Annotated in this window: 14 protein-coding genes and 1 pseudogene; 4 read left to right on the top strand and 11 right to left on the bottom strand. The window is 60.2% G+C overall.

Annotated features, from left to right (window positions below):
* A complete protein-coding gene (locus tag HPDFL43_RS05420; RefSeq protein ID WP_007196267.1) occupies nucleotides 1-2,049 on the bottom strand; it encodes an NADH:flavin oxidoreductase in 2,049 nt (682 codons plus the stop codon).
* Between the two features lie 19 nt (nucleotides 2,050-2,068).
* Nucleotides 2,069-3,640, bottom strand: a complete 1,572-nt coding sequence (locus HPDFL43_RS05415; protein ID WP_007196266.1) for a trimethylamine methyltransferase family protein — start codon at nucleotides 3,638-3,640, stop codon at nucleotides 2,069-2,071.
* Nucleotides 3,641-3,777: 137 nt separating this feature from the next.
* Here HPDFL43_RS05415 and HPDFL43_RS05410 point away from each other — a divergent pair, with 137 nt between their 5' ends.
* Nucleotides 3,778-4,695, top strand: coding sequence for a LysR substrate-binding domain-containing protein (locus tag HPDFL43_RS05410; RefSeq protein WP_007196265.1), 918 nt, complete (start codon nucleotides 3,778-3,780; stop codon nucleotides 4,693-4,695).
* Here HPDFL43_RS05410 and HPDFL43_RS05405 read toward each other — a convergent pair.
* The 3 genes and pseudogenes from HPDFL43_RS05405 to HPDFL43_RS05395 all read right to left on the bottom strand — a co-directional run bounded on the left by HPDFL43_RS05405 (nucleotide 4,667) and on the right by HPDFL43_RS05395 (nucleotide 9,351).
* Nucleotides 4,667-6,053 (bottom strand): annotated as a pseudogene (locus HPDFL43_RS05405) (putative bifunctional diguanylate cyclase/phosphodiesterase). The gene HPDFL43_RS05410 and the pseudogene HPDFL43_RS05405 sit on opposite strands and share 29 nt — an antisense overlap.
* Before the next feature lie 133 nt (nucleotides 6,054-6,186).
* The gene (locus HPDFL43_RS05400) at nucleotides 6,187-7,929 is read right to left on the bottom strand and encodes a response regulator (RefSeq protein WP_007196262.1); all 1,743 of its coding nucleotides are present in this window, start codon (nucleotides 7,927-7,929) and stop codon (nucleotides 6,187-6,189) included.
* Between the two features lie 153 nt (nucleotides 7,930-8,082).
* The gene (locus HPDFL43_RS05395) at nucleotides 8,083-9,351 is read right to left on the bottom strand and encodes a glycerate kinase type-2 family protein (RefSeq protein ID WP_007196261.1); all 1,269 of its coding nucleotides are present in this window, start codon (nucleotides 9,349-9,351) and stop codon (nucleotides 8,083-8,085) included.
* Between the two features lie 152 nt (nucleotides 9,352-9,503).
* On the opposite strand from HPDFL43_RS05395, the gene mutL reads away from it, so the two are divergent.
* Nucleotides 9,504-11,366: a DNA mismatch repair endonuclease MutL gene (mutL, locus tag HPDFL43_RS05390; protein ID WP_007196260.1), complete on the top strand. Its 1,863-nt coding sequence runs from the start codon at nucleotides 9,504-9,506 to the stop codon at nucleotides 11,364-11,366.
* A 97-nt stretch (nucleotides 11,367-11,463) separates the two neighbouring features.
* A complete protein-coding gene (locus tag HPDFL43_RS05385; protein ID WP_007196259.1) occupies nucleotides 11,464-11,691 on the top strand; it encodes a DUF2093 domain-containing protein in 228 nt (75 codons plus the stop codon).
* Nucleotides 11,692-11,725: 34 nt separating this feature from the next.
* On the opposite strand, the gene lpxK is transcribed toward HPDFL43_RS05385, so the two are convergent.
* The 6 genes from lpxK to HPDFL43_RS05355 all read right to left on the bottom strand — a co-directional run bounded on the left by lpxK (nucleotide 11,726) and on the right by HPDFL43_RS05355 (nucleotide 17,330).
* The gene (gene lpxK / locus HPDFL43_RS05380) at nucleotides 11,726-12,754 is read right to left on the bottom strand and encodes a tetraacyldisaccharide 4'-kinase (protein WP_007196258.1); all 1,029 of its coding nucleotides are present in this window, start codon (nucleotides 12,752-12,754) and stop codon (nucleotides 11,726-11,728) included.
* Nucleotides 12,748-14,091, bottom strand: a complete 1,344-nt coding sequence (gene waaA, locus HPDFL43_RS05375) for a lipid IV(A) 3-deoxy-D-manno-octulosonic acid transferase (RefSeq protein WP_007196257.1) — start codon at nucleotides 14,089-14,091, stop codon at nucleotides 12,748-12,750. Before waaA ends, lpxK begins: the two co-directional genes overlap by 7 nt.
* A complete protein-coding gene (locus HPDFL43_RS05370) occupies nucleotides 14,088-14,855 on the bottom strand; it encodes a lysophospholipid acyltransferase family protein (protein ID WP_007196256.1) in 768 nt (255 codons plus the stop codon). The genes waaA and HPDFL43_RS05370 overlap by 4 nt, the downstream gene beginning before the upstream one ends.
* A 26-nt stretch (nucleotides 14,856-14,881) precedes the next feature.
* Nucleotides 14,882-15,130, bottom strand: coding sequence for a DUF4170 domain-containing protein (locus HPDFL43_RS05365; RefSeq protein ID WP_007196255.1), 249 nt, complete (start codon nucleotides 15,128-15,130; stop codon nucleotides 14,882-14,884).
* A gap of 66 nt (nucleotides 15,131-15,196) precedes the next feature.
* Nucleotides 15,197-16,000 carry a 3'(2'),5'-bisphosphate nucleotidase CysQ gene (locus tag HPDFL43_RS05360; protein WP_007196253.1) on the bottom strand — a complete coding sequence of 268 codons (804 nt, stop codon included), beginning with the start codon at nucleotides 15,998-16,000 and terminating at the stop codon, nucleotides 15,197-15,199.
* Complete coding sequence (locus HPDFL43_RS05355) at nucleotides 15,987-17,330, bottom strand: TldD/PmbA family protein (RefSeq protein WP_007196252.1); 1,344 nt, start codon at nucleotides 17,328-17,330, stop codon at nucleotides 15,987-15,989. Before HPDFL43_RS05355 ends, HPDFL43_RS05360 begins: the two co-directional genes overlap by 14 nt.
* Before the next feature lie 116 nt (nucleotides 17,331-17,446).
* On the opposite strand from HPDFL43_RS05355, the gene HPDFL43_RS05350 reads away from it, so the two are divergent.
* On the top strand, nucleotides 17,447-19,264 hold the full coding sequence (locus tag HPDFL43_RS05350) for a monovalent cation:proton antiporter-2 (CPA2) family protein (protein ID WP_007196251.1): 1,818 nt from the start codon (nucleotides 17,447-17,449) through the stop codon (nucleotides 19,262-19,264).
* Nucleotides 19,265-19,291: the final 27 nt, after the last annotated feature.

Here is a 19,291-nt window from a genome sequence, read left to right as displayed (position 1 = left end):
TCAGACATCCTTCATCAGCCTGAGCGCATCATAGATCGCGGCGTGGGTGTTGCGCGCTGCGATGGCATCGCCGATGCGGAAGAGCTGGAAGCCTTCGCCATCCGAGGGGCCGCCGTTCAGCGTTTGCGGCGCGCCGGATATGAACGCATCATAATCGACCTGACCAAGATTGCTTGAGTGCGGCTTGAGCTCGAAATAGAGCTCATCCAGCGGCAAGGTGCCATGGTTGATGACCACCTGGTCAAAGCTGCGTGTCTTGGCAAGTGGCATGTAATCGCTGCCGATGATAGCCTTGAGCTGATTGCCGTCGCGCTCGACCGAGGTCAGACGGTAGGTGACGGTGAAGGTCACGTCCTTGTCCTGCAGCGACCGCATATAGGGAACCAGGTTCATCGCCATCACATCGGGGGCGAAGCTGCGGTCTGGGGTCATGATCTCGACCGTGGCCCCGGCCTGAGCTGCCACTTCCGCCGCCTGCAATCCGGCGTGGTCTCCCGCATCATCATAGACCAGCACCTGCTTGCCCGGTTTGACATCACCCGAGATCAGGTCCCAGCTTGAGACCACCAGGTCGTTGCCTTGCTCGAGAACTTCGGTGTGCGGCAGGCCCCCGGTGGCGATGATCACCACGTCGGGACTCTCGGCCATGACCTCTTCCGCTTCGGCCCAGGTGTTGAAGCGGAATTCGACATCGCGCGCTGCGCATTGCGCCATGCGCCACTCGATGATGCCGATCATTTCCCTTCGGCGCTGGTTTTGCGCAGTCAGCCTGATCTGACCTCCTGCATCGGGTTGGGCTTCAAACACCGTAACCCGGTGCCCACGCTCCGCTGCAACGCGAGCCGCTTCGAGACCTGCAGGCCCGGCCCCGACGATAACAACACGCCTGGACTTCTCCGCCCGCATGATCGTGTGCGGCATGGTAAGTTCGCGACCGGTTGCCGGATTGTGGATGCAGAGCGCGTCCCCGGCCTGATAGATCCGGTCGAGGCAATAGGTGGCGCCGACACAGGGGCGAATATCGTCCTCGCGGCCCTCCATGATCTTTTTGACCAGATGCGGATCCGCCATATGCGCCCGCGTCATGCCGATCATGTCGAGCTTGCCGCTGGAGATGGCATGGCGCGCTGTGGCCACATCGGGAATGCGGGCGGCGTGGAATGTCGGCAATCCAACCTCGGCGCGGATGCGGCCGGCGAAATCGAGATGCGGCGCCGAGCGCATGCCCTGCACCGGGATCACGTCGGTCATCGCCGGATCGGTGTGGATCTGACCACGGATGACATTTAGAAAATCGACCTGGCCCGAAGCCTTGAACATGTGGCCGATGGCAACGCCTTCGTCTTCATCGATCCCGCCCTTGGCGGTTTCGTCAGCGGTGTATCGAATGCCGACGATCAGCCTGCCGCCGACCTTGGCCCTTATCGCTGCGACCACGTCGAGCGCGAAGCGGGCGCGGTTTTCGAGACTTCCACCGTAAGGCCCGTCGAGTTCATTGGTCAGCGGCGACATGAACTGGTCCATCAGGTGGCCGTAGCATTCCAGCTCGACGCCATCGAGACCGGCTTCCGCCATGCGTTCGGCAGCATCGGCGTAGTCGGCAATGACCCGCGCGATGTCCCAGTCTTCCATCTTCTTGGGGAATGCCCGGTGCGCTGGTTCACGCTGGTGGCTGGTCGAGAGCGCGGGCAGCCAGTCGCCCTTGTTCCAGTGGGTGCGGCGGCCAAGATGGGTCAGCTGGATCATCACCGCGCAGCCGTGCTCGTGGCACTCGTCGGTGAGCTTCTTCATCCAGCCCACCACTTCGTCCTTGTAGGCCAGAACATTGTTGAACACCGGCGGACTGTCTTTTGAGACCGCCGCCGAGCCTGCCGTCATGGTCATGGCGATCCCGGCCCGGGCGCGTTCGACATGATAGGCGCGGTAGCGGTCCTTGGGCATCCCGTCTTCGGGATAGGCGGGCTCATGGCTGGTGGTCATGATCCGGTTCTTCAGCGTCAGATGCTTGAGCTGGTAGGGTTGCAGCAGCGGATCGTTAAGTGTTGCCATTGTTCAAACCCCTCTTATGTCAGTACCAGGCGTCGGCCTGAGTGGCCTTGGTGCGCTCAACATAATCCAACAGGGCCTCATCTGTCGCCTCGTCCATGGGCGGTGCCTGGTAGTCTGCCAGCATCTGCTTCCAGCGTTGATTGGCGCGGCTGGCGGCATCGGTGCGTCCGGCGGTGTCCCATTTCTCAAACGGTTCGTTGTCGGCAATGGAAGAGTCCCAAAATGCCGTCTGGTAATTCTCCATGGTGTGGGCGCACCCGAGGAAATGCTTGCCGACTCCCACCTCGCGGAAGGCATCAAGCGCCAGCGTGTTGTCATCGACAACAACGCCTGCCAGATAGGAATGCAGCGCGCCGCAAAAATCGGCATCCATGACGAATTTCTCGTAGGACATGGCCAAAAGCCCGTCGAGAAACCCTGCCGAATGGAGAATGAAATTCGCGCCGCAATGGACCGCCGAAAGCATCGACATTGTGCCCTCGTTCATCGCCTGTGCGTCCGGCAGCTTGGAATTTGAGAAGTTGCCGGCACAGCGAAGGGGCAGATTCAAGCGCCGCGCCAGTTGCCCGATCACCATCGAGCCAATGGCGGGTTCAGGCGTTCCGAAGGTGGGCGAGCCGGAGCGCAGCGACATAGATGAAAGGAAATTGCCGAAGATCACCGGCGCGCCCTTGCGCTCGAGCTGGGTCAAGGCGCAACCGGCCATGGTTTCGGCGAGCGACTGCGCGATTGCGCCTGCGCTGGTGACCGGCCCCATGGCCCCACCCAGGATGAAAGGCACGATGACGGCCGCCTGGTTGGCGCGGGCATAGGCCCTGAGCGCATTGGTCATGGTTCCATCCCAGACCAGCGGCGAGTTGACGTTCACATTGCCCAGAATGACGCAGTTTCGATCAACGAAATCGCGGCCGAAGACGATCCGCGCCATCTCAATCGATTCTTCCGCGCGGCTTTCCGCAGTTACCGATCCCATGAAGCAGCGGTCGGAATACTTCAGATGCGAATAGACCATGTCGAGATGGCGCTTGTTGACTGGCACATCCACCGGCTCACAGATGGTGCCGCCGGAATGGTGCAGCCAGGGGCTCGATTGCGCCAGCTTGATGAAGTTGCGGAAATCCTCGATCGTGCCGTAGCGGCGGCCCTTGTCGAGGTCCATCACAAAGGGCGATCCATAAGCCGGGGCGAAGACAACGCTCTTGCCGCCGATCTCGATATTGTTGGCCGGATTGCGCGCATGCTGGGTGAAAGTGGCAGGTGCCGATTTGAGGATCTCGCGCAGCATCCCTGGCTCGAATTTGACCAGCAGCCCCTCAACACTGGCGCCGGCTGACTTCCAGTGCTCAAGCGCCACAGGGTCATCGCGAAACTCGATGCCGATTTCCGCAAGAATCCGGTCTGCCGTGTCCTCGATCCTGATCAGGCTTTCCTCGCCCAGCACATCATAGGTCGGGATGTTGCGCATGATGTATGGCGTTGTGCGATTAGGCGGACGGTTGCCCTGCCCCGCACGGCGGCCGTCGCGCCCGCCGCCACGTTCACGCTTGCGCGCACTTGTCGGAACCTCAGCGATCACATCAACTGCATCCATGACAAACCCTCCCGGACTTACCTCGCCGCGGATCCAATTGAGCGCGGCATGCACTAGCGTCAACTTGATCAGAGACTAGGCCCGGAACGCGGCGATGTAATGCTGGAAAATTCTTCGACTTAAGATAAGCTCACCTTATGGAAAACCTCCGCCACCTGTTGCCCTCTGCCGGCAATCTGATCGTCTTTGAAGCTGCGGGCAGGCATCTGAGCTTCACCCGGGCGGCGCGGGAACTGGGAATGACCCAGGCCGCCGTCAGCTACGCGATCCGCGCGCTTGAAACCCAGTTGGGCGCGATGCTGTTTCAGCGCGCCCACCGCGCTGTCCACCTGACCGAAGCCGGACGCCGCTTCCATGCGGATGTGACGCTGGGGCTGGGCCATATCCGCAAATCCGCGGAAGATATCAAAAATCGCGGCAAGCCCGGAATAGTAACGCTGGCTGCATCAACAGCCTTCGCCTCATTCTGGATGTTGCCGCGGCTGCAACGGCTGCGTGATGATCTGCCCGACATTGACCTCAGGATACAGACCGCGGACCGGGATCTGGATATCCGGACCGAAGCAATCGAGCTTGGCATTCGCGGTGGCCGGCCGGAGGACTGGCCAGACTATGACAGCGCCCTGATCGCGCCGGAAGTCATCGAAGCTGTGGCCACGTCCGCCTATCTCGAAAAGCATGGTGAGCCCGATAGCATCGACCAACTCGCCCAGCACAGGCTGATCCACCTCGAAGAGCCTTTTCGTTCGGCCTGTGACTGGCAGCAATGGTTCAAGAGCGCTGGCGTGAACGCCACCACCGCCAATCGCGGGCTTGCCATCAATGATTATGTTCTGGTGATACAGGCGGTGCTGGAAGGCCAGGGCGTCGCGCTCTCCTGGCGGCACCTGACCGGGCGGTTGATCTCGTCTGGCCTGCTGGAGAAGGTGACGCCTCACAGTCTCGAAACCGGGGCTGCGTTTCATGTGATCTGGCCCAGAGGGCGCAGTCTGACACCGCAGACGAGTCAGGTTCTCGACTGGTTGATCAAGGAAGGTCGTGAGATCCAGGGGTGACAATATAGGCCGAGCGGGAACCGAATTGCGCGGCCTGCTGGGCTTCAATCAAGCGGAATGTCTCGGCTGAGTCGACAGCCTTGCCATAATGCCATCCCTGACCGGACCTGCACCCAAGAGACCGGAGCATTTCGGCCTGCTCCTCGGTCTCAATACCCTCGGCTATGACCTTGAGATTGAGACCTTCGCACATCATCAGGATGGCGCGAACAATGTGCTCCGAGGATTTGTCTACTGTGATCTCGCTGATGAAGCTTCTGTCAATCTTGAGCTTGTTGAAAGCGAATTCGCGCAACCGGCCCAGGCTGGATTGGCCGGTGCCGAAATCATCAAGTGAAACCCTGATCCCGATGGTGTGAAGTTCATCGATCACCTTGGCGGCGATCTCCGGATCGCTCATCATCGCGGTTTCCGTAATTTCCAACTCAAGCCGGCGCGGATCGAGACCAACCCGGTTGATAATGGCCAGCATGTTGAAACCTGTTGCAGGATCAATCAGCTGTGCTGATGAGAGATTGAACGACAGGAACATATCCGAAGGCCAGTGCTTTGCTGTCTCGGCAGCCTTCTTGAGCAAGGTTTCGGTCAGCGAGTCGATAAAACCGCGCTCTTCGGCGAGTGGAATGAAGACGGCCGGCGATACAAACCCGAGTTCCCGGTCGGTCCAACGGGCCAGTGCTTCGAAACCCTGGATCGATCCATCGATCAGATCAACGATCGGCTGGAAGTGAACAGCCACTTCGTCGGCTATGATGGCGCGGCGCAGGGCCTGTTCGACCTGGGTGCCGTAACGCATCTCCTCCGCTATTTCCTCTGAATACACAGTGATCTGACCACGGCCGCGGCGTTTGGAGCGATAAAGCGCAGTATCGGCGCTCTTGAGCAGTTCAGCAAACTGCTCACCAGCAAAGGGATAAACCGCGAAACCAAAGGAAGGCCGAGAGGCGCACGTTGCGATCGCCGAGATCATAGGGCGCCGACAGCACGTCCTTGAACATCCGGCCGATTTTTTCCGCACCCTTCTTTTCGAACACCAGAGGCAGAACAAAGGCAAACTCGTCGCTTTCAATACGTGCAACGAAACCGCCATCGGGCAAACAGGCCCGCAGCCTGTGCGCTACCTGGCAGAGAATCTCATCGCCGGCAGCATGGCCGAAGAGATCATTGATCGGTTTGAACCCATCAATGTTGGCGATGCCGATGGTAAAGGGGGCTGGATCGTCCGCGCGTTCGGCCGCAAGTTTGCGGATTTTATCCATCAGACGGCGCCGGTTACCCAACCCGGTCAACGGGTCAGTGTAAGCTACCGGATTGGGACTTTTGGACGATGTGTCCAGATTGTCGTCTTCAGGGATCATTGGAAGCAACGGCCTCGAGCCTCGGAATTCATCCCCACAATCTGCTTCAGATGTCTTAAGATTGTCCTATTGTGGGACCCGTGAGATTCAGTCTGCGCAATCAGTGGTCGCATTGCAAGACAGGCAGTTAGCCTCAATAGGCTCCACCATCTGCAGTATCGAGCGGGACCGTTCCGACCCATCTGGCAATTATCGCCTCCAACTTGTCGGGGCTGACAGGCTTGGAAAGATAATCATCCATCCCTGCGTCGAAGCATCTTTCCCGGTCCCCGCCCATGGCGTGCGCGGTGACCGCGATAATGGGGGTGTGCGCTTCTCCACCGGGTCTTTCCGCTTCAGCCTTGCGAATTGCCTGGGTGGCTTGAAGCCCGTTCATGACCGGCATCGAGACGTCCATGAGGATCAGGTCGGGGGCGGAGGACTGCCAGGCGGCGAGCGCCTCTTCGCCGTTGCTGACAATACGGTAATCAGCATCGATGCCTTCGAGTATCTGTTCGAAGACGATCTGATTGACATGATTGTCTTCGGCGACAAGGATCCGCAACCGCTTGGGCGCCTTGTTTGACGCCGAACTCCGGTGAGTGCCGGGCGCAGCCTCTTCTGACACCGCCAATTCGACGACTGCTGGCGCACGCTGACGCGCCTCTGGAACCGTTTGCATTTCCGATTCAGACTTTGGCTGGGCGGCAACCGTTTCTGGTTCGCTGCGCCCAGCAGAGATGGTTTGCTTTTTTGCCGCTGCTGCACTCCATGTTTTGAGTGCATTGGCCAACGCCGGATGCCGGACTGTCTCCTGATGCGAGATCAGCTCTCTACCCATCGCGTCGCAGAGTTCGATCTCGTCGATCCGGATCTGCATCCTTTCAGCCTGGGCAAGAAATGCGAAGACCTCGGTTGCCTGAGAGATCAAAAGCGCATCGAACCCTGCTGCCTTGAGCGCCGCAACACGGTTCTGTCCGCGGCTCGTGTCTGTTTCCAGAACAAGAATCCGTTTGGGTTCTTCGGCCTCCGCACTGGTTTCCGGCTTGAGGTGGCCAGTCCGCGCCCGCACATCGGTGTCACGATCGACGGGCACCACATAGTCTGCAACGTCGTCGAAAGAGATGGTAATGTAATAATTGCCCTGCTTTCCGGAGCGATGGACCCGTGTCACCGCATGCATGATCGAGCCGTCCCGGCGAATGATATCCTGCGCTGCTTCGAAGGGCATGCCGGTTTCAAGCACTTTGCGTTCAATGGCCTCGAACTCTAGTGCAAGCTTTGGCTTCACCAAATCCTTCGCAGAGCGGCCGATGATTTGCTGGGGACGCAAGCCGCGGATCCGGCAAAATGCCTCATTGACAGCAACGTAACGCAGCGATGAATTCTTGACGACAACCGGATTGGCGAGGTTGTTGAGGATGTGTTGAGCCAGTTCGGCATGTTGCCGGGTCTCAGACAATTCCGCGTCGCGCCGCACTTGCTCCGATACATCTTCGATGGTCGAAACGAGAACACCGTCAGGCATGCGCCGCTTGCACAAACGCACCCATCGTCCATCTGCGAGCTGTTCCGTACTCTCATGGCGCTCACGCCAATGCGTTGCGATGCGCTCCGCAATCCAGTCTTCGCGGGACGTTATCCTGATCTTGCCATTGATTGATCCAAAGTAATTTACGCCTGCATCGTAGCTAGCTCCCAGAAGATCGCGCAGCCGTGCCCCGGGCACAATCATGTCCGGAGGTATGTTGATGAAGCGCCGAATTTGGGGGCTCACAGCGATCAGCTTGTCGTTTCGGTCATACAGTATGATCGCAATATCAAGCGCCAGCGCGAGAGCCTCAATGATCTTGGCTTCGCGTCCAACGGGCGGGAGCTCCGTTTCACTCAGGTCCATGTTGCAAAGATCCGCTGTGCATCTCAAAATTCAGACTTGCCGTAAATGGCGTTTCTGCACCTTTTACGGGAAATCCATACAATTCTAGGAGACAAGCATGCCAAATGAGGGTTAAGCCTCGCTTAACCATAAATGCAAGAGTTCGCGTTCGAGTCAGCCAATCAGTATCAGCCGCAAATCATTTACATTGGTGCGCGTCGGCCCGGTGATCACCAGATCATCGACAGCGTGAAACGCCGTCCAGGAATTGTTGCGCCCAAGTTCAGCTTCAGGGTCCAGCCCTGCAGCCCGTATCCGGCCCAGCGTGTCAGGATCGATAATCGCACCGGCATTGTTCTCGCTGCCATCTATCCCATCGGTATCGCAAGCAAGTGCACAGATATCCGGGTGGGCACCAAGGCCAATCGTCAGTGCCAGCAGAAACTCGCAGTTGCGCCCACCCCGGCCGTCGCTGTTGGCGACGGTGACAGTCGTCTCGCCACCTGAGACAATGAGCGTGGGCGGATCGTCCGGCGATCGTCCTGCTGCGGCTTCAAGCGCCAGCCGAGCCTGGGCAAGTCCGATCTCCCGCGCCTCTCCCTCAATGTCTGCGCCCAATGAAATCACACGGTAACCGCGCTCGGAGCCGGCACGGGCCACTGCCTCCACCATATCCGCCGGTTTTGCCGCCATGTGAAAGCTCGACGTGGAGAACACCGGATCATCGGGCTTGGGGGTTTCATTGGCGGGGTCGGACAGGTGCGCACGCACGGCATCGGGTATATCTATCTTGTAGCGCTGAAGAATCTCAAGCGCCTGGGCCTGGGTGGTCACATCCGGAACCGTCGGGCCAGAGGCAATGACCGAGGGGTCATCGCCGGGGACATCGGAAATGCCGATGGCATGCACCCGGGCGGGATAGGCGGCCTGAGCCAGGCGTCCACCCTTGATCGCAGAAAGATGTTTTCTGACCGTGTTCATTTCACCGATCGGCGCACCCGAGGCTAACAGCGCGCGGTTGATTGCCTTCTTCTGGTCCAGCGTAAGACCCGGGGCCGGCAATCCGAGCAGGGCCGAACCGCCACCGGATATCAGGCACAGCGCCAGATCGTCCTGTCCCAGCGCACGCACCTCTTCAATGAGTCTCTGCGCCGCGACTTCACCGCGGTCATCGGGCACCGGATGCGCAGCCTCGATCACTTCTATCCGCTTGCAATCAACACCATGTCCATAGCGGGTCACGGCGATGCCGGAAATCGGACCGTCCCAGTTATCCTCCACCGCACGCGCCATGGACGCGGCGGCCTTGCCAGCCGCGATTACCAGCGTCCGCCCCTTGGGCTTGGCGGGCAGCTGCGGAGGCACGCATTGCGCGGGATCGGCAGCGGCGATGCCCAACTGAAACAATTCGAGCAGTTGGGCGCGGCGGTCGGAATAGGTCATTGATGGTCCTGTGATTACAGTCAGGCGGATGCTTCGCCATCAAGGCCAAAATGGCACCGATTTGCAACGCCCGATGTGTTGAAAAACCGCTTTATGGGGATCGGTCGGACCCGCTCCATTGCGCTTGATCGCGAATCCCTGAACATGGGGCCATGCGCATCCATCAATTGCCAGAGACCCTGATCAACCAGATTGCCGCCGGTGAAGTGATCGAGCGGCCGGCCAGTGTGGTCAAGGAACTGGTCGAAAACGCCATTGATGCCGGTGCGAGCAGGGTCGAGATTGCCACCGCCGGCGGCGGCAAGGCGCTGATCCGCGTCATCGATGATGGCCGCGGCATGGATGCAGAGGACCTGCAACTGGCCGTACGGCGGCACTGCACCTCCAAGATAGACCAGCGGCTTGACGATATCCGTACCCTCGGGTTTCGGGGTGAAGCCCTGCCCTCGATCGGGTCTGTGGCGCGGCTGACTTTGAGATCGCGCCCAGCCGATGCGGCGCATGCCAATGAAATCTCGCTTGCCGGAGGTGTGCCTTCACCGCTCAAACCCGCAGCCGCAAACAAGGGCACCACTGTCGAGGTCCGCGATCTTTTCTTCGCAACGCCGGCACGGCTCAAGTTCCTCAAATCCGACCGGGCGGAAACTGCAGCGATCACCGAGGTGGTCAGACGCATCGCCATTGCATTTCCCTCGGTGCGTTTCACGCTGTCGGGACCGGACCGGTCAACGCTTGATCTGGCGGCAACAGGCGAAGACCGCCTCGCTCGAATTGGTCAGGTGCTGGGGGCGGAGTTCGCTGCCAACACCATCGCACTGGATGCCATGCGCGAGGAGATCGAACTGACCGGGCATATCGGGTTGCCGACCTGGAACAAGGCGAACTCGTTGTCGCAGTATGCCTTCGTCAATGGCCGTCCGGTTCAGGACAAACAGATCCTCTCGGCCATTCGTGCGGCCTATTCCGACACATTGCCACGGGGAAGATATCCGGTTGCGGTGCTGTGGATCACGCTTGATCCGGCGCTGGTGGACGTGAATGTGCATCCGGCCAAGGCCGATGTGCGGTTTCGCGACCCAGGTCTGGTGCGCGGATTGCTCGTTGGCGCGATCCGGCAGGCATTGCTGGCGGGAGGCGACCAGGCTTCTCCTTCGGCACGCGCGGATCTCGTGCGAGCGTTTTCATCGACAAGTCCGGCTGGAAGCGATCAGAGCTTGCCGGGGTCGTCCTCCATGCCGCCTGCCTTTCACCGCGATGGCAATTCTGCTGGGCTGGCCGGAGGCTGGACTGGTCAATGGGCGGCGGCGCAGTCACCCTCATGGCCACTCGATGGAGCAGCCCCAGGCTTCGGGGAAGCGAGCCAGGCCGAATTCGAAGCCGCCGCAGCGCCTTCAGGCCGCTTCGATAAGGCACCGGAAACAGAGCCTGACGCGCGCCATCCGCTGGGCGCGGCGCGAGCTCAGGTGCATGAGAACTATATCCTCAGCCAGACCAGCGACGGTATGGTGATCGTCGATCAGCACGCCGCTCATGAAAGGCTGGTGTTTGAACGTCTCAAGACTGCACTGCGCGAGGGGTCGGTGGCTTCGCAGATCCTGCTGCTGCCGGAGATCATCGACCTTCCGGAAGATGATTGCGATCGGCTGGCGGAGCGGGCCGGTGAACTGGCCGGTTTCGGCCTGGTGCTCGAACGTTTCGGCCCTGGCGCCATCGCGGTGCGCGAAACGCCGGCTATGCTCGGCGAGACCGATGTGACGGGGCTTGTGCGCGACCTCGCCGACGAGATTACCGAGTGGGACAGCACAGGCGGGCTGCAAGAGCGACTCGAGGCGGTCGCGTCCACCATGGCCTGCCATGGCTCGGTGCGTTCGGGCCGGCGTCTGACGCGCGAGGAAATGGATGCATTGTTGCGTGAAATGGAGCGCACGCCCGGATCAGGGCAATGCAATCACGGGCGACCGACTTATATCGAACTCAAGCTCAGCGACATCGAAAAGCTGTTCTCGCGGCGCTGACTGTGGCCGTCAACAGCGACGGACAAGACGGCCATGTTGCAATCGGTGTTGTGAAACGGCATAGAAAAGCCTCGAGACAACGGGAGCGCAACCTGACATGAACAGATTTGAAGGACCCGGTGCCCGTCCGGCCAAGATTCGCTACCTAGACGGCGACTTCCAGATCCTGATGCCGGGCAGCCATGTGGTCTGCGCTGTGACAGGGGAGACTATTCCCATCGAGGAATTGAAATACTGGAGCGTCGCGCGGCAGGAGCCCTATGTCGATGTGACCGCATCGGTTACTGCGGAACAGCGCGCCGGTGCCTTGCCCGCCGCGAAGTAAGCCTTCGGCTGCGGTGTCTTGAGTTCGGCGGTTGTCAGATGCCTGCACGCCTGCGGTTGGATGCGACCAAAGCGGCCTCTATGATGGCACCCGCCACATGCGGGCTGTCAAACACCAGATCAACTTCGAGAACCGCACTTTTTTCCACCAGCTCTTCCGCACGGCCATGGCCCGAACGCAGCCTGACATGGTCCTTGGATGTGGTGATCAGCTGAAGCTGGTAGAGTTCGGCCTCATCCAGCAGGTCGGCGATTTCATCCTCGGCGAAATGGTGGTGATCGGGAAATCCACGGGTGCTTGCGAGGCGCACATGGGCGGCTTCAAGCGTGGCGAAGAATTTGCCCGGATCGCCGATCGCGGCAAAGGCCAGACAATTCTTGTCGCGAAATTGGCTGGCGTTGCGCGGTTCCAGCCGAGCCAGATGGACCGGCTTGGCCGCCCGCGCTGCCATCCTGATCATCGGGTCAGCGCCATCGCCCTCCCCCACAACCAACAGTGCATCGGCATGGCGAACCTGATCAAGGACGGGTGCACGAACAGGACCCGCGGGAAGCACCCGACCGTTGCCGATACCGCGGCGTGCGTCCACCACCAGCAGCGCCAGATCAAAAACCAGTGCGGCGCTTTGAAAGCCATCATCCATGATGATCAGATCGCAACCCTCACGGACCAGCAATTCGGCCCCCTCGACCCGATTGCTCGAAACCACGGTTGTCGCCTTTTCGGCCAACAGCATCGGTTCGTCGCCAACAAGACGGGCGGTATCGTGCGCCAGGTCGACAAGCCGGGCATGGCGCACTCCGCCGCCATAGCCGCGGGAAAGAAACCCGGGCTTGAGACCGCGCGCCAGCGCCGCGTCGACAAGCGCCAAAGCCGTCGGAGTCTTGCCCGATCCGCCAACAGTGAAATTGCCTACACAAATCACCGCCGCGTCGACGGGAACGCGAAGCTTTTTGTCCATGATCCGGCGGGCGACGCGGCCATAAATCCAACCGAACGGCGCCATCAAGGCGGACTGAAGCCCCGGACGTTTCCACCAGAACGGAGGGGCCTCACTTACCATTGGCCGCCCGCCTGGGTCTCCGCATCCTCGTTGTCACGCGGCAAAAGCCGTGCCTTTACCGTTAGCGGGTTGATGTAGGGTTCAAGTGCACGAACGGTGGCCTTGAGAGCTCCGCGCATGTCGTTGAGGGTCTTTTCCCCACCCACGGCCATGGCCTCACGGGCTTGCGGGTTGGACAAGAGATAATGCACACCCTTGGCCAGCATCTCGCCGTCACGGACAAAACGCGCGCCGCCATTTCTGAGCAGCCGCGCATAGGCCTCGCGGAAATTCTCCACCTTGCTGCCCGACAGCACCGCACAGCCGAGCATCGCAGGCTCGAGAGGGTTTTGACCGCCGCCACCCATGAGCGACTTCCCGACAAAGACGATTTCCGTCAGGTTGAGATAAAGCCCCATCTCGCCGATCGTGTCGCCCAGATAGACATCGGTGTCGGGGCCGATCGTATCGCCGCGGGACCGGCGTGCAACGTTGAGCCCGTTGTTCTTGAGCATGGTCTCGATCGCATCACCGCGATCAGGGTGACGGGGAACGAGAATGGTGAGGGCCTTGTGGCGTGGCTTGAGAGCGCGATGCACAGCCGCTGCAATCTCATCCTCGCCTTCAAAGGTCGAAACCGCGGCCCAAGTCGCACGTTTGTCGATCTGCGCCTGAAGCCTGGCCAGCTCGGCCTTGTCCCATGGGGGCGGCACCGTATCGACCTTGAGGTTGCCCGAGACCGTAACCGGCCTGGCGCCCAGACTGCGGAACCGTTCAGCGTCGAGATCGGACTGGGCAACAACATGAGAGAGGTTCTCGAACAACGCATCGGCCAGGCTCGGGCGCCTGCTCCAGCGCGCGAAAGAGCGGTCGGAAAGGCGGCCATTTACCAGAACCTGGGGCGTACGGCGTGCACCAAGCTCGAGAATGGTCATCGGCCATATCTCGGATTCGGCAATGATCGCTAGATCGGGCTTCCAGTAATCGAGAAACCTTGAGACAGCCGGTTTGAGATCAAGGGGCACATATTGATGAATCACATCGTCGCCAACACGGTCACGCGCCACACCTGCAGAGGTCACGGTTCCGGTTGTTAGCACCACGGTAATACCCCTCCGGCGCACCTCCCTGATCAGCGGAATAACCGCATTGGTTTCGCCGACACTTGCGGCATGAAACCAGACCAGCGGACCAATTGGGCGCGCGATGTTGGAGCGGCCATAGCGCTCCTTGCGGCGGCTGCGTTCTTCCTTGCCCTTGGCTGCCCGGATCGCCAGATAGGGACCCAGCAACGGGTAAATGCCGGCCCCGAACCAACGGTAACCAACCAGCGCAGCGCGTGCCCAGCCGCGGCTCATGCCGACATCTCCACTGCGCGCTTCGCCTCTTCGGTGATCCGGTTGAGCTCCGATGTCACCTTGGCACGGGCGGCAGCGATCTGGTCCTTGCCGGCATTGGCCGGAACACGGATCGGCGGAGCCAGCTTGAGGCAGCGGCGGCCGAATGGCAGATTGATGGTGGTCTTGTCCCAGGTCTTCTCCAGCACATAGCGTCGGCTGGTGGTCAGCGCCACCGGTACGATCGGGCGACCCGAGATCTTGGCCAGCCTGACAATGCCCTCGCCTGCCTGGCGGACCTCCCCCTTGGAGATGTCAGCGATCATCACAACATTGACATCCCGTCTGAGCGCGTCCCGCATGGCAATCAGTGCCCCGACCCCGCCCTTGCGGGCCACAGCACCGTGATCGCGGCCACCGGACGCACGAATGACGTCAAATCCTGCGCGCTTGATGACCCGGGCATTGATTTCCGCATCGGCGCTGCGCGAGACCAGCGTGACGAATGCACGGTCTCTTGGCGCGGCATTGGGCACCAGAATGTGCTGGCCGTGCCACAAGGCAAAGATCGCAGGAAATTCGCCCTTGAGCAAAGTCTCCCAGTCGGTCGATTGATCCGTGTCACGGTTGGTCCGCCAGACCAACGCAAGAAACGAACTGATCAGGGCAGACCCGCTGCGCTGAAACCATTCGACCCGCAGAAGCCTCTTGCCAAGATTGCGCGTGTTCGTCAGGTCACGTAGTCCCTGGCGCCTTGGCGCGGTCTCGACGTCGGGTTTGTTCATTGGGTTTGTTATCCGGGCCCCAGGGATCAGGCCCCGGCTTTGCTGTCGCTGTCGGGATCAAGCATCCTGTGCATATGCACGATGAAATAACGCATGTGAGCGTTGTCGACGGTCATCTGGGCCTTGGATTTCCAGGCCTGATGCGCGGTCGCGTAATTCGGATAGATGCCCACAATGTCGAGATCATTCAGGTCCCTGAACGCCATGGAATCCAGACTTTTGAGTTCACCGCCAAACACAAGATGCAAAAGCTGTTTGTCTTCGCCTTCAGACATGAGTGTGCTCCAGTTTGAAACGCTTCTCCCAAGATGAACGCGGTTTGCGGCAAATCGGCAAAAAGGTCAATGCCCAAGCTCAGGCTGCAAGGGGACAAGCAACTCTCCAACGTGTGCGCTGGAAGCTGCAACGAGCAGCGACCGGGAGGGGTCGGGCTCATTATAGCGAATCAGCCTGCCGGTTTGCTCCACCAACTTGTGCCCGGTTTCGCGCAACATCACATCGGCTGCGGCCAGATCCCATTCATTCGACCGGGGTCTGATGTAAACGCCGTCGAAATCGCCCTTTGCCACCATCGCAAGCCGCAATGCCAGGGATGGGCCGCCAGGGACCTTGTCGAACCGGGTGTGAACATCGGGACGCATCTTGTCTGCCACCACATCGGGCAAGACCACCTTCAACGCGCCGCCGGCATCATCGGATCCGGTGCCGAGTCGTACGTCGTTCAGGAACGCCCCGCCGCCAAGCCGGGCCTGCCAGATTTCGTCGCGCGCCGGGGCCGCCAGCACGCCGGCAACCGGCACACCATCTTCAACAAGACCGATGCTGACACACCAGTCCTTGCGACCGCCAACATAGGCGCGGGTGCCATCAATGGGATCAATCACGAAAACCCGACTGCAAGTGAGGCGGAGATGATTGTCCTCGATCTCCTCTGAGAGCCAGCCATAATCGGGTCTGGCACCAAGCAACAGGCGCTGGAGCAATGCATCAATGGCGACATCGGCTTCACTGACCGGCGAACGCCCCTCGTTTTTGTACCAAACATCGGGATCCTTGCGAAAAAAGGACATCGCGATGTCCGCGGCCTTGTCTGCCGCATCCAGCATCAGGGCCAGATCTTCAGCGTAGGCCTCAGTCGCCGGCAAGCGTCATACCTTCCACTGCGATGGTTGGAGCTGCGATCGAGTACTTCGTATCGATGTCATTGGCGAGCGTCATCCGCCTGAACATGTCCTTGAGATTGGAGGCGATTGTCACCTCAGACACCGGAAAGCTGATCTCACCGTTCTCGATCCAGAACCCAGATGCGCCGCGGCTGTATTCACCGGTGACCTGGTTGACCCCCTGGCCAATGAGTTCGGTGACATAGAACCCTGTTCCTACCGATGCGATCAACTCCTTGCGCGAGAGCGCGCCGGGATTGACGATGACATTGGTGGAAGACGGGGACACCCCGCCGCCGCGGCTGGCGCGGCCGTTGCTTTTCAAACCCAGTTCGCGGCCGACACCGGTGGTCAGATACCATTGGCGAAGGATTCCGTCTTCAACCATGGTCAAAGCACCGACCGAGACCCCCTCCCCGTCAAAGGGTCTGGAGCCAGGTCCGCGCCGAACAAAAGGATTGTCGACAAGAGTGAGACCTTCGATCGCCACCTGCTTGTCCATCATGTCCTTGAGAAAACTTGTCTTGCGGGCCACGGCGGCCCCATTGATCGCGGAGACCAGATGCCCGATCAGGCCGCGCGAGACACGCGGGTCAAACACAACATTGATGTTTGACCCGGTCTTGACCTTGCGCGGATTGACCCGGGCCACCACCCGTTCACCGGCGCGTTTCCCAATCGAGGCAGCATCATCGAGATCCTGATAGAAGACGCGGCTGTCGAAATCATAGTCGCGCTCCATCTTGACGCCTTCGCCGGCGATCACACTGACCGACCGGGAAAACCCGGAGCGTTCGAAAGTGCCGGAAAAACCATGCGAGGTGGCAAGCACCATGCCGAACAGCCCGGCGCCGGCGCCGGCACCCACGGAACTTGATACGCCCGGCACCTCAAGCGCCGTTGCTTCAGCCTCTATCGCAGCCTCGACAAGGTTCTCGGAAGAAGGCTCTGCTGGATCGAACAGGTCGAGTTCGGGCCAATCGCTGGCCAGCATGTCAGCATCGGCGAGACAGGCATGCGGATCTTCCGGCGAGACCCGCGCCATGGCGACGGCGCGTTCCGTCAATGCTGTTTCGTCAGCGCCCTGGCCGGCGTTCACGGTCGCGACCTTCTGGCCGACAAAAACCCGGACGCTGAAATCATCAGACTCCGATGATTCGGTGTTTTCGACCTTGCCGTTGCGGATCGATGCGGACCGGGACCGCCGGCGAACCACCAGAACATCGGCCTGATCAGCGCCAGCAGCGCGTGCACGGCCGATCAAACGCTCGGCAGTCGCCAGCAGGCCATCGGATTGTTTGGTGGTGCTCATATTTTTTCGCCTTTCGCTTGGCTCTCATGTATTGTCCTGACCGTCAAGCATCAAGCCCGGCGCAACGCAGGTCTGCTTGGAATTCCGTCTGTTTGGGAACAAAAGGAGCGCCATTGATGGCTGCAGCTGACGCAAGCCTGTACACCGAAGGCCTCGTTCTCTTGTGCGGCGCGATTGTCGCAGCCCCCCTGTTCAAGAAGATCGGGCTTGGGACCGTTTTGGGATATCTTTCTGCAGGAATCGTCATCGGGCCGGTGCTGCGCATCATTTCCGATGGAGAGGAGATTCTGCATTTTGCGGAACTCGGCGTCGTGCTGCTGTTGTTCGTCATAGGGCTGGAGCTCAAGCCATCGCGGCTCTGGCAAATGCGTCGGGACATTTTCGGGCTTGGGCTGGCGCAGGTGATGATTTCCGCAATTGCGATCACGGCCGCGGTGTTTGCCGTGTCAGGAGACACCTGGGCCGCAGCCATTGTCATCGGCCTGGGACTGGCATTGTCCTCAACGGCCTTCGGCATTCAGATCCTGGAAGAACGCGGCGACCTGAACACCCGCTATGGCCAGCAATCCTTCTCAATCCTGCTGTTCCAGGATATCGCCATCGTTCCTATCCTGGCGCTGGTGCCCCTGCTTGCTCCGATCAGCGCTGAGGGTAGCGGACCGGTCTACATCGATATCGCGATCACCGTCGGCGCCATCATCGCGCTGCTTGTGGCCGGTCGTTATCTGCTCAATCCTCTGTTCCAGCTCATTGCCGGAACCGGGGCCAAGGAAGCAATGATCGCCGCCGCACTTTTCGTGGTTCTGGGTGCGGGGATGCTGATGCAGGTGGCCGGGCTGTCAATGGCAATGGGGGCTTTCATCGCCGGCGTCATGCTTGCCGAATCCTCTTACCGCCATGAGCTGGAAGCAGACATCGAGCCTTTCCGAGGCATTCTGCTGGGCCTGTTCTTCATGGCTGTCGGCCTGTCGCTTGATCTCGGCGTTATCCTCGAAAACATGCTGATCATCATTGTCGCTGTGCCGGTCTTGATGGTTCTCAAGGCGCTTGTGATTTACGGCGCATGCCGCGCTTTTGGATCAAGCCACAACACCAGCATTCAGATTGCAGGCCTGTTGCCACAGGGTGGCGAATTCGGGTTCGTGATCTTCAGCGCGGCGGCCGCGGCCGGCATCTTCGAGCAATCGACGGCATCGCTGCTGGTGGCCATTGTCACCATATCTATGGCCCTGACACCGCTGGCGGCGGTGCTGGTCAAGCGCATGATGCATGAAGCCAGCACGGATCACATGGATGAGGACTTCGAAGGCGCAGGGTCTGATGTTCTGATGATCGGGTTTTCGCGTTTCGGCCAGATCGCCTCGCAAATCCTGCTGGCCGGCGGATCCGATGTGACGATCATCGACCAATCCGCGGATCGGATCCGCTCCGCCTCGAAATTCGGCTTCAAGATCTATTTTGGCGACGGGACCCGGAAGGACGTCTTGCTGGCCGCCGGGATCCAGCGCGCCAAGATTGTCGCGGTCTGTACGCACAAGAAAGAGATCACCGACAAGATCGTCGACATGATCCAGGCCGATTTCCCGAATGCCCGGATATATGCGCGGGCTTATGACCGCGGCCATACCTTGTCGCTCAGGGCCCGCGGTGTGGACTATGAGGCCCGGGAAACCTTCGAATCGGGCATGTTGTTCGGACGCAAGACACTCGAGGCTCTGGGCACATCGGAAGACCAGGCATTGTCCATCAGCGAGGATGTGCGGCATCGCGACGAAGAGCGGCTTGCGATCCAGGCCGTGGAAGGGCTGCTTGGCGGGCTCGAAAAACTGCATACCAGACCGGTTTCGCCGGAGCCACTGATCAAACCCAAGCGGAAATCTGAACGCCTCGATGCGCCGACAGGGGACGATCATACGCTTTCAGATCCGGCCTGATCTGTCCCGGCGAACCGCCACCGGCTG

It is taken from the genome of Hoeflea phototrophica DFL-43, from assembly GCF_000154705.2.
GTDB classification, from domain to species: domain Bacteria; phylum Pseudomonadota; class Alphaproteobacteria; order Rhizobiales; family Rhizobiaceae; genus Hoeflea; species Hoeflea phototrophica.
Note: the sequence above shows the minus strand (reverse complement) of the source record. Positions and strands in the feature narration are given on the sequence as shown.